This is a genomic window from Bacillus sp. FJAT-47783, assembly GCF_022808615.1.
Classification (GTDB): domain Bacteria; phylum Bacillota; class Bacilli; order Bacillales; family Aeribacillaceae; genus Bacillus_BZ.
This window is the reverse complement of record NZ_JAKZKS010000016.1, coordinates 38,326-51,917: the sequence shown is the minus strand read 5'-3', so window position 1 is coordinate 51,917 and position 13,592 is coordinate 38,326. Positions and strand designations below refer to the sequence as shown.

Genomic DNA, 13,592 nt, shown 5'->3' with positions numbered 1-13,592 from the left:
TTTGGGGATTTTTTTATTATTTGGGAGGTACTAGTTTTTGAGAAGGATTCAGCCAACGATAGAAAACTGACACCTAGCATACGTGTCAGTTCATTTCTTCTACTCGTTTTAATCGTTGTACACGCCCGTACGTCATCGTACGCCATACCCATTCGAGTGGTCCCATCCGATATTTCTTTAACCACCATGTACTGACGGCCATTTGCATAGCAAAAATCGCAACAGAAATCCATAGTCCAACAAACGGATTTACTTTCCCATAAAGCCCGAGCCCATAACTGTAAAATAGCAATGTACAAACAATTGATTGTAAAATATAATTCGAGAAAGCGGTTCTCCCTACCGCCGCCACCTTTTTACATCGATTTTGCCATGTCGGCCGCTGCATACATAAAGTCATCGACATCACATAAAACAGCATAAGAAATGGTGCACCAATCATTAAAAAAGATGTCTCGTAAGCTGCTAAACTATTTAGAGGAAGGCCTACAAGGAGACCCATCCACCAAATTCGTTTAATGAGTATATTATGTTTTTTTACGTCATAAAAAATTTTCAGCTTACTAAATGCTGCTCCAAGCAGAAACATGCTAAAGTATGGAATCATCGAAAAACCATAAAAAAGCGGATTGAAAGGCCACATCCCTAATGCTTCCATGTAATAGAGGCGGTCATGAATGCGCTGCTTAAAGACTTCCACGAACGTTCCATTTTGGTAATTTTCATACGCATTTTTTGCCTTTTCATTCATTTCATGTTGAAAAGAGCGGTCGTAAAACATATCAAGTGCATCTGGCTGTGTCATGGAAAATATACCAGCTGCCAATAAAGGTAGTGCATATAAAGAAAATAGCGAAATAGCCCAAATGATAAGCGTCTTTGGCTTACAATTACGGAAAAGTAATAAAATAAATCCAAGAATTGCATAATCCATTAAAATATCGCCATCCCAAATGAAAAATGCATGGAAAACACCGAAAACTAGTAATGCAAGTAGTCTTCGAGCATAAAGGGGTACAAACTTTTCCCCTTTCTCCTTTGCCCGCTCTAACATCATGACCATACCGAAGCCAAATAAAAACGAAAACATCGTAATAAATTTTCCTTGAATGAAAACATCTAAAAACCCTCTCGTCCAATGATCCAATCGGCTCCAAGTTTCTGTTATAAAATTAGGCTCCCCGACAAACATTATGTACATATAGGGATAACTAAATTGAGCCATGTTCACAAGTAATATCCCGAAAATGGCAAACCCGCGTATAACATCAATGACCTCTAATCGTTCAGACTTTAAAATAGGCTGTAATTTTCCCACGGTAAACTCCTTTCTACATTTTCCTTTCTACATTTTACCATATTCACTTTGTTGGAATGCCCTCTTTTTTCCTTGGGGTCGCCCTTCACAGGGTTGAAGAAGAATTGTTTCGAAAATCTGTTAACTTCATTCAGTGGGGGTTTTTTTCATCCCCCACTGAATGTTAGTCCCTACGGGATGACCTAAAGGCCCTTGTGACCCATAGGATGTGGGTTACACAGACGTGGCCACAGGACGTGGCGCTCTTAGTCTGTGTTCTTTATGTTCGGACCTTTACGGGCAGTTGTCCCCCACCGATCTTCTTTGCTTTACTACAGAATCTTGAGGTGGGGGTCTTACTGCCCGTTAAGAGTCGGATAAAAAAGCAAAAAATCATCATTTTTTCATACGAAAACGCTCTCAAAAATAGTTTTCTTAAATTGTGGAGAACTAATTGAGGATAATTGCACGAGTTTAAGAATGAATTGCACCAGTTTGGACAACTTTTGCACGAACTTCACCTTTAATTGCACGAAACTCAAAATAATTGCATATGATTTACACTAATTGCATATTTGATGCTGTAATTGCACATTTATAAGTTTAATTGCATCTACTTTTGCTTAATTGCACGACCTAACTAAAATCCCCCCTCTATACTAGACGTGAAAACCCAGAACAGTAAAAAACTGGTTGAAACAAAACTCTTTCAACCAGTTTTTTATAATCCATCATGAAAATGGACTTACATATTAAAATGTGGTGCTAAAATTTCTTTTAAAACGTTCGCACTGTGCTTGAATTGTTGTTTCTCTTCTTCATTCAACTCAATTTCCAGTACTTCACGAATACCACCGCGGTTAATGATGGCAGGGACACCAATATAAACATCCTTTTCTCCGTATTCTCCTTCGAGATAAGCGGAGACAGTTAAGATAGCATTTTCATTATGCAAAATGGCGCGAGTTATACGGACAAGTCCCATCGCAATTCCATAATACGTGGCACCTTTTTTCTCAATAATGTGGTAAGCTGCATCGCGAACATTTGTGAAGATTTGATTTAATTCTTCTTTTTTATACGTTTCATCACGCTCGACATATTGCTCCACTGGAATGCTCCCAATTTCGGCATGACTCCAAACGGGTAGTTCCGTATCTCCATGTTCACCAATAATATAAGCGTGAACATTGGTTGGAGCAACTTTGAAGTAATCACCTAATAAGAAACGAAATCTTGCCGTATCAAGAATCGTACCAGAGCCGATGACTCGCTCTTTAGGTAAACCGCTAAATTTCCACGTCGCATATGTTAAAATATCAACTGGATTTGTCGCCACAAGAAAAATCCCGTCAAATTGAGCTTTCATAACTGAATCTACAATGGATTTAAAAATTTTAATATTTTTATCAACAAGTTCTAGTCTTGTCTCTCCAGGTTTTTGATTCGCCCCTGCACAAATGACAACTAAGTCTGCATCACGGCAATCTTCATAATCCCCATACCAAATATTCGTCGGATGTGGTGCAAATACTTTTCCGTGGTTTAAGTCCATCACGTCACCCATCGCTTTATCTTTATAGAGATCAATTAAAACGAGTTCATCCGCAATTCCTTGATTCATAAGAGCAAACGCATAACTTGATCCTACAGAACCCGTTCCAATAACGACTACTCGATTCACGCGTTCTTTTGCCATTTTTCATCATCCTTCCATACACTACACATTGTGAAACTTTTCACATTTAAATTTTAAATGATTTTTATCGTTCTCTCTAGTCTTTTTTTAATAAATTATTGTCAACTTTGTTAACTACTATAACATTTATATTGTATAACACTGTATTTGTCAAAAATTGCTGAAACTTGTCCTGATTTCAATCGTCAATGTAGATGAAAGGAGATTGAGTGATGAGGAGAAATCGGCAAAATAAGAAAAAGCGCAAATGGTTACGAATTGTTCTATGGACATTATTATTTTTATTGTTAGCAGGGGGCGTGTACGCCTTTACCGTTTACAACTCCTTATCAGGTGCATTAAAAAATATGCATGAAGGAGTTGACCATGTTTCGGATAAAAGAGATGGGAAAGTCTCTTTAAATGAAGCTGAACCTTTTTCGATTCTTTTGTTAGGAGTCGATGAACGGAAAAATGATCGTGGACGATCGGATACGATGATCGTAATGACGGTTAACCAAAAAGAACAATCGGTCAATATGTTAAGCATTCCCCGTGACACAAGAACTGAAATTGTCGGAAATGGGACAGTGGAGAAAATAAATCATGCCTACGCTCGCGGTGGAGTCAAAATGGCCATGGCAACGGTTGAGAACTTATTAGACATTCCTATTGATCATTATATTCAAGTAAATATGGAAGGATTTGTTGACATTGTCGATGCTGTTGGTGGCGTCACAGTAATGAATGACATGGACTTACATTATAAAGGAACACATTTTCCAGAAGGAGAGTTATCGTTAGACGGGGAAAATGCCTTAATTTATTCACGAATTCGAAAAGAGGACCCACGCGGGGATTTCGGACGTCAACTGCGTCAAAAGCAAGTCATTTCTGCCATCATCGATAAAGGAGCAAGTGTCTCATCACTTTGGAATTTTAATAACATCTTTGAAGCAATCGGAGATAACGTCAAAACAAGCTTAACATTTGATGAAATGATGGATATTCAAAAGCATTATAAAAAGGCTGCTAAAACGATTAACGAATACCAATTTGAAGAAGGAACAAACGAATACATTGATAACGCCTCCTACTATATAATGTCTGAAGAAGAGTTAGCCAAATATCTAAAACAATTAAAGAACCACCTTGAGATAATTGAATAATAATAAACAGTAAGGGGCTGTCTAAAAAAGATATATAAGGACAAAATACTCCAAAATTAAGACCGAAAGAATGCTGTAAAATCAACATTCTTTCGGTCTACTCAAGGCGTAAATACTCCTTTTCGGACAGCCCCTAAATAACATTTAATTCTTTCCCCATTCGCTCAAATGCTGAAATTATATAGTCGATTTGTTCAGTTGTGTGGTTCGCCATTAATGTAAGGCGAATTCGACTCATACCTGCTTGGACGGTTGGTGGACGAATTGCAGGGGCATAAATGCCTGCCTCGAGCAATTGTTGGGCAAAGCGAACGGCCTCATTAGCCTCACCAATTATGACTGGAATGATTGGCGTATCATCACCTAATACACGAAAGCCGAGCTTTCTTAATTCAAAACGGAGCATTCTTTCTAACTGATGGAGATTTCCCCTTCTCTCAGGTTCTTCTTCGATACGCTCAATCGCTTTCGTTGCAGCAGCGACAACAGCTGGTGATAGACTTGTTTGAAAAATAAAAGACCTCGCTTTGTTTCGTAAATAATCAATAAGCAACTTAGAGCCTGTTACAAATCCTCCTTCCGCTCCAATTGCTTTACTTAATGTGCCCATCGTTACGTCAACTTGTACACCGAAGTACTCACTTGTTCCCCTTCCATTTTCCCCGAGTACCCCTGTTGCATGAGCATCATCGACGAGGACGAAAGCGTCGTACCGTTTGGCCAATGCAACAATTTCAGGAAGCGGGGCAATATTTCCGTCCATGCTAAAAACTCCATCTGTAACGATAAAGCGACGGCGAAAATGTTTGGCTTCTTGTAATTTCACTTCTAAATCGGCTAAATCAATATGTTTATATACGATTGTTTTCCCTCTACTCAGCCGACATCCATCGATGATACTTGCATGATTAAGCTCATCACTTAAAATACAATCGCCCTTTTCTACTAAGCTCGAAATGACGCCAACATTTGCTAAATACCCACTTGAAAATAATAAGCAAGCCTCTTCCTGCTTAAACGTTGCCAGTTTCCGCTCAAGTTGTTCATGTAGCACTGTATTTCCAGTAGTTAATCTTGAACCTGTACTCCCAACACCAAATCGTTTCATTGCATCAATCGCAGCCGCGACTAATGTTTCATCTTCTGCTAAACTTAAATAATTATTAGAAGCGGCCATGACATATTCTTTTCCATCGATGATGACTGTTGGAGAAGGTGCTGACTCGATCGTTTTGAATTGTCGATACAATCCGTTTTCCTTTATTTCATCTAATTCGTCCTTTAACCAATTATACATGTGTACCGGCAAGGGCCTTAGCCTCCTTTACCGGAACGTCTAAAATGGCTTGTTTATAAATAGTGAGCATTTCTTTTAACTCTTCCTTCGTACTTACAAGCGGCGGCATAAAAACGAGAACATCGCCCATTGGTCTTGTTAATAGTCCGAGCTCTCGCATTTTCAACGTTGTTTTATACCCGACTCGCTGTTTAAATGGAAATGGTTCTTTCGTTTCCTTATCTAACACGAGCTCAATTCCACACATAAACCCAATTTGTCGAATATCGCCAACGTGTGGAAGTTCTTTTAATTCTTCCAATAGCTCGCTTACATACGTTGACTTTTTAGCAACACGCTGAACGATTTTGTCTTGTTCAAATAAACGAAGGTTTTCAAGAGCTACTGCGCAGCCGAGCTGATTACCAGTATAAGAATGACCGTGGAAAAAGGTTTTAAATTGATGGAAATCACCATAAAACGCTTCATATATTTTTTCCGTGGCATAGGTGACCGCTATCGGTAAATACCCACCTGTAATCCCTTTTCCAGCCGCCATTAAATCAGGTTCGATTGCTTCATGTTCACAAGCAAACATTTTACCTGTACGCCCAAAGCCTGTCGCAACTTCGTCTACAATCATTAATACATTATATTTTGTACAAAGCTCTCTTACACCGGATAAAAACCGTTCCGGCATCAAGATCATGCCTCCTGCCCCTTGCATCATTGATTCAATAGAAAGAGCAGCTATTTCCTCATGCTTTTCAGCTAATAATTGCTCTAATTCTTTTAAGCATTCATCGCGGCAAACAGAAGCATCTTCAGATGGATGGCGATAAACGTACGGAACAGGTACTTTATAGCTTTCGAACATGAGCGGCCCGTACACTTGATGGAACAATTCAATTGCCCCTACACTAACAGCACCAATTGTGTCACCGTGATACCCATTTTTAATGGAGATAAACTTCTGCTTTTTCGTTTGACCGGTGTTTTGCCAATATTGGTACGCCATTTTTAACGCAATTTCCATCGCTTCGGCGCCACTATCAGAGTAAAACACACGCGTTAACGATTTTGGCGCAATTTTCACCAATTTTTCTGCTAGCTCTGTAGCTGGAACGTTCGTCATTCCGAGTAACGTTGAATGAGCAATTCGCTCTAACTGTGCAATAATTGCATCGTTTAACTCCTTTTTCCGATGCCCGTGTACATTTAACCAAACCGATGAAAACGCGTCATAGTACTCTTTGCCGTTAATATCCTTTAATTTAATCCCCTCACCGCTTTCAATAATAAGCGGATTTTCATCATAATCTTTCATTTGTGTAAACGGTAACCATAAATATTTTTGACTTTTCTCGACTAGATTCATGACTATTCCTCCCATCCAATCCATTTAGGTGTTTTTTCTAAATAATGAATAAATGCTGCAATCTCCTCGATGTCTTTCACAAACAAAATCCTTCCACCTTGTTCATCCCCATGTTCTTTTAGAGGCGATATTCGTTGATAACCGTATATGCGACTTGCAATATATCCTGTCACATAATCGGGATCATCTGACCAGCAAATTTCAGCAACAGTCTTTTCGTGTGAACATATTTTCGATGAAAGGGCTAGTGCCTCTTTCATTCGCGGATTGTCTTGTTGTCCTGTTTTCTTTAGCCACTTTTTATAACTAGCATCATGCCAATCAAATGTTGAAACGCGAACACCTCGATCAACGCGTGGATCGATACGTATTCCTGTTTCACTATCGATGATGATAGCGCCACGAACGTGAAAATGTTGCTGCAAATAGCGAAAACTCTTTTCAATTACATGTGACGCAATACCACATTGAGAAAGAAATTTTTTCGCAAGCTCGCGTCCTTCCGAAATAGATGAAACATTATGTAGTTCGTGTTGAAGAGGAGGAGTGAAGGAAATGGGTTCATGAATTTCTTCTACCTTCAATTGAAAAAAGTCTGGGGTACCTCTTGGGTGGGAAAAGGCTTTATCGACTAAGTATTGAATATTTTCCTGTAGTTGTTCATGAGAAGAAAGCTTTTCCCCGCCAGAAATATGTTTCCCTCCTTCTTCATGTGCACCACCTTCAGATGCACGCATGCGTATGTTGTAATAGCGACTGGTACTCATCCCTTTAACTTCACGCCCCTTCAAGTTAACCAAAACTACTTTATAGTTAACATATTAGAAGCTATTTGTAATTGTTGTCAAATAAAAATTGCATTTTTCATTCAGTAAAAGAAAAAAAGCTTTTATATACAGTATGTTTTTTGGAATTATTGTACATAATAGGAGTAGATTCCAAGTATTCCCCCATTCTTCATCACCCGGATATTTTTATCGGGTGATATTTTTTTGGGAATTTACAAGGTGTTTCATCACTATCTGTTTTTATTGAGGTGTTTTTCATAACTTGCGGATTCTTTCCATTACTTGAACTTTAAGTTTCACTCCTTAATGTTGAGGGTAATAATAAAGTGAAACTTCATTCAGTGGGGGGTTTTTTCATCCCCCACTGAATGTTAGTTGAACCAATCGGACCTTTACGGGCAGTTGTCCCCCACCTACCTTCTTTGCTTTACTACAGAATCTTGAGGTGGGGGTCTTACTGCCCGTTAAGAGTGGGATAAATTCTATGTGAAAAAGAGACAGCTTGTCCGCTGTCTCCTTATATAATGATTAATTCTTTTGTTGAATGTGTAATGATTTCATAACCGGATTCAGTTACGATCATATCATCTTCAATGCGAACCCCACTCTTTTCTGGAATGTAAATACCTGGTTCTACGGTAATGACCATGTTCGGTTCTAAAACAACATCTGATTTTGTAGAAAGAAAAGGCTCTTCATGAATTTCTAAGCCAATTCCATGACCTGTTCCTGTACCAAAATATTGACCATATCCTTTTTCTCTCAAGTATCCTCTCGCAAGCTCATCAATTTCCCGTCCTGTTACGCCCGGCTTAATTCCTTGTATCGCCTTTTCTTGTGCATGAAGCACAATATGATAAATTTCTTTCCACTCTTCACTAATCTCTCCAACCGCAATCGTTCTTGTGATATCAGAGCAATACCCTTTGTAATAGGCACCAAAATCTAATGTCACAAGCTCTCCTTTTTCAATCACTTTCGGACTTGCAACTCCATGCGGTAATGAAGCACGGTATCCAGATGCAACAATTGTATCAAATGAGGAAGAAGTCGCACCAAGCGTTCTCATATAGCGCTCAATTTCATTGGAAACCTCTAATTCCGTAATTCCTGGTCGAATATATGAGAGGAGATGCGTAAAGGTCTGATCAGCAATATGAGCGGCTTCTTTCAAAATGTTTATTTCGTCTTCTGATTTTATCATGCGAAGTTGTTCTATTATCTTTCCAACAGGTACCATCTCTGCTTCTAATCTCTCACTATAATGACAATATTCTTCATGTGTGAGACTTTTCGTTTCAAACCCAAGCTTTTTAATGTTCATTTTTTTCACTTGAGCTACAACAGCTGCTGTCATGTCTCGCTCATTATTCACAATTTCATAGTTTTCTGCTTGTTCTTTCGCTTGATCAATATAGCGAAAATCTGTAATGAATTTCGCTTCTGTTTTAGAAATTAACACAACTCCTGCTGTTCCTGTAAAGCCTGTCATATAACGGCGATTGAATCGGTTTGTAATTAAAATTCCATCAATTCCCAATGAGTCAAATTGTTCTCTTACTTTATTAATTTTATTCATAACGATCCTCCTATAATTTATGTTCCAATCTACCCTGATAACATTTTACCACTACTCAAAAGAGGAGGCAGACTAATTTCTCTTCTTCCTTTCTATCGGTCATTCTGTAAAGACCAGTCATCCGTGGGATGGGCACGGATGACTGGTTTCCGTTCACACATCGTTCTTTCACCCATCATTTCATTTCCGTCCATCTTTTCTCCATCAACAGTGTCGTCCTTGTTTATAAAAGTCATTAGGAGCATTACGAAATAAAAACAAAAATTTCAAGTGTTTTAGTGTGCTATCTACACCCTTTAACCTTTACAAATTTGTTAAATTTAAGGATCATCACCCAGCCCCTTCTTAGTACTAATCTTTTATCAGATAGAAAATTAAAAGTTTATAAAATTCTCAAAAACAATGATTCTATATATTTGGTTTATATGTTAATATATTACATATTACTTGTAAATATAAACCGTAGGAGGATGTTTTTGTTATGAAAAGTTTGAAGACTAGGGTGTTAACGCTTCTTTCAGTATTGGCACTCCTAACAACAGTAATATTGACTACTCCAGGAGCTACAGTACAGGCAAAAAATGCAACAGAAAGTTTGATCAATCATCAAGAAGTTAGTGATGTTGTGCAAAATGTTGATGAAAAAGACATGGAAAAAGCGAAGAAGTTTGTAAAAGAAGCATTGAAAACCAATGATGATTTTACATATTCTGTAGACCGCCAAAAAGCACTCCAAATTGGTTTTTCAGTAGATCAAGTGACAAATATGGCGATGTTTTTTGAAAACTTACCAACAGAACAAGTGAAATTTTTAGAGGAAGAGAAACAGGTTGCAGTAAAAGAAGATAATCAAATCAAGGCTATGATTGCCCCTGCGTTACCTTGGGTTGTATATATTTCGTTGCAAGAATTAATCGCAATTTTGACAGCACTTGGATTAGCAGGAGTGGCACAACAGTTCTTAAAAGATGTTTATACACATGGGATTAAACAAGCATGCAAAAAGTTTTCAAAAAAACATAAGAAGATTAAAGACTTCTGTAAAAATAATGGATATCCTACGGAATAAGAAAAGCTCCTGGAAATATTCTAGGAGTCTTTTATAAATATAATGTGCAAATAACCGCAAAAACGCCCACTACGAAGTAATCGTTACTATCCAATTTCTTACCGTTTTTAACAAAGACATTCAAAGCCCAATTCAGTTTAGTACCATCAGCCGTTTTTGTAATCAATTTTTTGCTGATACTATAGTACATTACCTTAAAAAGGGCGAACGCAATTGTACCGAACAAATAAAACAAGATAAACTTACCAAAAAACAAAAGCATTACTGGTCACTCCAAATTTTGAATTCTTCAACCAACATCTTAATTTTACCAAAAATGTTTATAATAGAAAAGGAGACGTTGTAGCATCTTAGGCCGTGAGAAAGGTTTCTTTTAATTCTATACCGACTACATTCTCAAATTTAAATTTGTGTCTCATTTTGAATTTCCTGCTGCTGGTGTATGTATTCAACGTTCACAACAAACCAATACGTAGCCGCAATGGATTGAATATTTAACGTCCCCTTATCCTGAAGAGTTGGAATTGCTTCAGCTGGAAGTGAGCCAGTTGGAGAGCCAGCCCAATCTAGTTCGTGATTTTCAAACATATTTAATTCCGTATTTTGGTCATTAATCATTAACATTTGAATTTTTTCTATATTTACTGCATCATCATCCCAATATTGTTCATTTTTTTCAAGAGTAATCTCATTATTATGTTCCCAATTAGTTAAAGTAAAAGGGCCATTTGTGACAAATTGTTCTCCTGCATCGAGATACCATTCGTTTTGTTCCTTTGCAATTTTGCTATTAACAGGAAAGTAAACACTAAAAGCTGTTAACTCAAGGAAATACGGCGCGGGGGATTCCAATGTTACTTCAAGTGTTTTGTTATCTATTGCCTTTACTCCAACATCATCTAAACTTGCTTCACCTCCATGAGCCGCTTTGCCATTTTTTATGTAATAAAGATACCAAGCTTGCTTCGACTCATTTTCAGGATTTAATGCCCATTTCCATGCATACTCAAAGTCCTGTGCTGTAACGGGATCACCGTTTGACCATTTTGCATCTCGAAGTGTAAATGTATAGGTAAGTTAAGTCATTCTAGCATTACTTTCAATCATAAAAGGAAAAATAGCACTAACGTATTGACAACGCTTTCTTAAGTATGTAATGTATTAGTACAAGTTAATGTCGAATGGAGAATTGGAGGCTCGCACTATTAATACACTTCCCCTTTGGTAAGTGTGAATTAGTGTGGGCTTTTTTTTATGTTCCAACTATATAGAGAAAAGGAGGGAGATTGGCTTATTAATAAGTGGCATTAATTCTCTATTCAATAGGTTAGGAGGTATTATTATGTTTAAGTTTTTTAAGCCTGCACCAGCTATAGAAAGACTTCCAAAAAATAGAATTGATTCAGAATATAAAAAGCTAAGATTGCAAGTATTTCTCGGAATTTTTATTGGTTATGCTGGATATTATTTAATTCGAAAAAACTTTTCCTTAGCGATACCTTATTTAACGGAACAAGGGTTTTCCAAAGGGGAACTAGGTGTTGCTTTATCAGCAATCTCTATTGCTTATGGTATTAGTAAATTTGTGATGGGCACAGTATCAGATAAAAGTAATCCTAGATATTTTTTAGCAACTGGTCTAATATTGTCAGCCATCATTAACTTATTATTCGGCTTTATTCCATTTTTTACGTCATCTGTTACGATTATGTTTATTATGCTTTTTTTAAACGGTTGGTTTCAAGGAATGGGGTGGCCTCCTTCTGGACGAACTCTTGTTCACTGGTTTAGTGTTAATGAACGTGGGGGTAAAACAGCTATCTGGAATGTAGCACACAACGTAGGTGGAGGATTAATGGCTCCATTAGCCATCGCTGGAGTATCGATCGTTTCGACATATTTTGGAGCAGTTTATACAGGTTATGAAGGTGTTTTTATCCTGCCAGCTCTTGTAGCTATTGGAGTAGCAATAATAGCATTCTTATTAATGAGAGACACACCGCAATCAGTTGGTTTACCGCCAATTGAAGAATATCGTAACGATTATCCTACTGCTTCAAAAAAGACATTTGAAACAGAATTAACCACAAAAGAAATTTTATTTAAGTATGTGTTAAATAACAAATGGATTTGGATTATCGCAATTGCCAATGTATTTGTTTATTTTGTTCGATATGGTGTACTTGACTGGGCACCTGCTTATTTAAGTGAAGAAAAAGGATTTAATATGGAAGAGTCTAGTGTGGCTTACTTTTTATATGAGTGGGCCGGAATACCAGGCACTCTACTATGTGGTTATCTTTCCGATAAATTATTTAAAGGTCGCCGAGGACCATCTGGTGTTATATTTATGATTGGTGTCTTAATTGCTGTCGTAGTCTATTGGCTAAATCCTGCAGGAAATACTATGATTGATAACATCGCTTTAATTGCAATTGGTTTCTTAATTTATGGACCTGTTATGTTGATTGGATTACAAGCACTAGACTACGTTCCTAAAAAAGCAGCTGGAACAGCAGCTGGTTTAACTGGCTTATTTGGCTACTTAGGTGGGGCCGTAATGGCTAACGCTTTACTAGGTTATGTTGTAGAATTGGCGAGTTGGGATGCAGGATTTATGTTACTAACAGGATCTTGTATTTTAGCTATTATTCTTTTCGCCTTAACATGGAACGTAAAGGGACAAACAGAATTAAAATAAATACATACTTAAAAATCAAGCCTCCAATTGGGTGCTTGATTTTTTTGCGAAGATATGATTGTTTCAAGTATGTTTAAGAGATGATTCATTCTCCTATATAAGTTTAATGTGATAAAAACCTTTATTGTTATTTCATGAATATACTTTGCTTATCTACAAATTCCTTAATTTCCTCTCACACTATCAACCTTAAAATATAATTTCTGGTAAAAAACCTTCTCCTTAAAGTTCGTAATTTACACATTTTATACATTCTGTAGTAGAATAGAATTTTTTTGCAATACTGTCCTTAGAAACTCCTGAATTTCATTAAATTGATAAACATAAAAGTGGAACGACTCTTTATCACCACAGTCAAGTGCTTCATCAATTTTAAAGCGTAAATAGTTTTCTTTCAGCTGTAAATCTCCAGTGGAACAAATATTTTCTTTCTTATAATAATAATCTAAGTCTTCTAAAGCGATAAAAAATCGATATTCTTTATTCACTTGAACTAAAATATAGGTACCCATTTCAGGGAGAAATTTTTGTTCTTCTGTTAATTCAATGATATCTCCTTTTTGAAATTCGAAATGATTCAATTCTTGACAATATGGACAATAACAATCTAGCACGTGTGTAAATTCATTTATTACAACAAATTGCTGAAACATCGCC

10 protein-coding genes and 1 pseudogene are annotated in these 13,592 nt (G+C 37.1%); 3 read left to right on the top strand and 8 right to left on the bottom strand.

The window, feature by feature from the left end; genetic code table 11:
• Window positions 1-85: 85 nt before the first annotated feature.
• The gene (locus MLD65_RS18305) at window positions 86-1,318 is read right to left on the bottom strand and encodes a DUF418 domain-containing protein (RefSeq protein WP_243292118.1); all 1,233 of its coding nucleotides are present in this window, start codon (window positions 1,316-1,318) and stop codon (window positions 86-88) included.
• A 724-nt stretch (window positions 1,319-2,042) separates the two neighbouring features.
• Window positions 2,043-2,996 carry an L-lactate dehydrogenase gene (locus MLD65_RS12065; RefSeq protein WP_243292117.1) on the bottom strand — a complete coding sequence of 318 codons (954 nt, stop codon included), beginning with the start codon at window positions 2,994-2,996 and terminating at the stop codon, window positions 2,043-2,045.
• A gap of 212 nt (window positions 2,997-3,208) precedes the next feature.
• Here MLD65_RS12065 and MLD65_RS12060 point away from each other — a divergent pair, with 212 nt between their 5' ends.
• A complete protein-coding gene (locus tag MLD65_RS12060; RefSeq protein ID WP_243292116.1) occupies window positions 3,209-4,144 on the top strand; it encodes an LCP family glycopolymer transferase in 936 nt (311 codons plus the stop codon).
• A gap of 133 nt (window positions 4,145-4,277) precedes the next feature.
• Here the strand turns inward: MLD65_RS12060 and bioF are convergent, their stop codons facing one another.
• The 4 genes from bioF to MLD65_RS12040 all read right to left on the bottom strand — a co-directional run bounded on the left by bioF (window position 4,278) and on the right by MLD65_RS12040 (window position 9,165).
• Window positions 4,278-5,441: an 8-amino-7-oxononanoate synthase gene (bioF, locus tag MLD65_RS12055; RefSeq protein WP_243292149.1), complete on the bottom strand. Its 1,164-nt coding sequence runs from the start codon at window positions 5,439-5,441 to the stop codon at window positions 4,278-4,280.
• Complete coding sequence (bioA, locus tag MLD65_RS12050) at window positions 5,434-6,798, bottom strand: adenosylmethionine--8-amino-7-oxononanoate transaminase (protein WP_481748524.1); 1,365 nt, start codon at window positions 6,796-6,798, stop codon at window positions 5,434-5,436. The genes bioF and bioA overlap by 8 nt, the downstream gene beginning before the upstream one ends.
• Window positions 6,799-6,800: 2 nt before the next feature.
• Window positions 6,801-7,565 (bottom strand): 6-carboxyhexanoate--CoA ligase, encoded by a 765-nt coding sequence (locus tag MLD65_RS12045; RefSeq protein ID WP_243292115.1) that lies wholly within the window; start codon window positions 7,563-7,565, stop codon window positions 6,801-6,803.
• 538 nt (window positions 7,566-8,103) lie between these two features.
• On the bottom strand, window positions 8,104-9,165 hold the full coding sequence (locus tag MLD65_RS12040; RefSeq protein ID WP_243292114.1) for a M24 family metallopeptidase: 1,062 nt from the start codon (window positions 9,163-9,165) through the stop codon (window positions 8,104-8,106).
• Between the two features lie 481 nt (window positions 9,166-9,646).
• Here MLD65_RS12040 and MLD65_RS12035 point away from each other — a divergent pair, with 481 nt between their 5' ends.
• Complete coding sequence (locus tag MLD65_RS12035) at window positions 9,647-10,234, top strand: hypothetical protein (RefSeq protein ID WP_243292113.1); 588 nt, start codon at window positions 9,647-9,649, stop codon at window positions 10,232-10,234.
• A 447-nt stretch (window positions 10,235-10,681) separates the two neighbouring features.
• On the opposite strand, the pseudogene MLD65_RS12030 reads toward MLD65_RS12035, so the two are convergent.
• Window positions 10,682-11,308 (bottom strand): annotated as a pseudogene (locus tag MLD65_RS12030) (peptide ABC transporter substrate-binding protein); the annotation flags it as partial.
• 268 nt (window positions 11,309-11,576) lie between these two features.
• On the opposite strand from MLD65_RS12030, the gene glpT reads away from it, so the two are divergent.
• Window positions 11,577-12,935, top strand: coding sequence for a glycerol-3-phosphate transporter (gene glpT / locus MLD65_RS12025; RefSeq protein ID WP_243292112.1), 1,359 nt, complete (start codon window positions 11,577-11,579; stop codon window positions 12,933-12,935).
• A 245-nt stretch (window positions 12,936-13,180) separates the two neighbouring features.
• Here the strand turns inward: glpT and MLD65_RS12020 are convergent, their stop codons facing one another.
• On the bottom strand, window positions 13,181-13,588 hold the full coding sequence (locus tag MLD65_RS12020) for an IDEAL domain-containing protein (RefSeq protein ID WP_243292111.1): 408 nt from the start codon (window positions 13,586-13,588) through the stop codon (window positions 13,181-13,183).
• Window positions 13,589-13,592 lie beyond the last annotated feature (4 nt).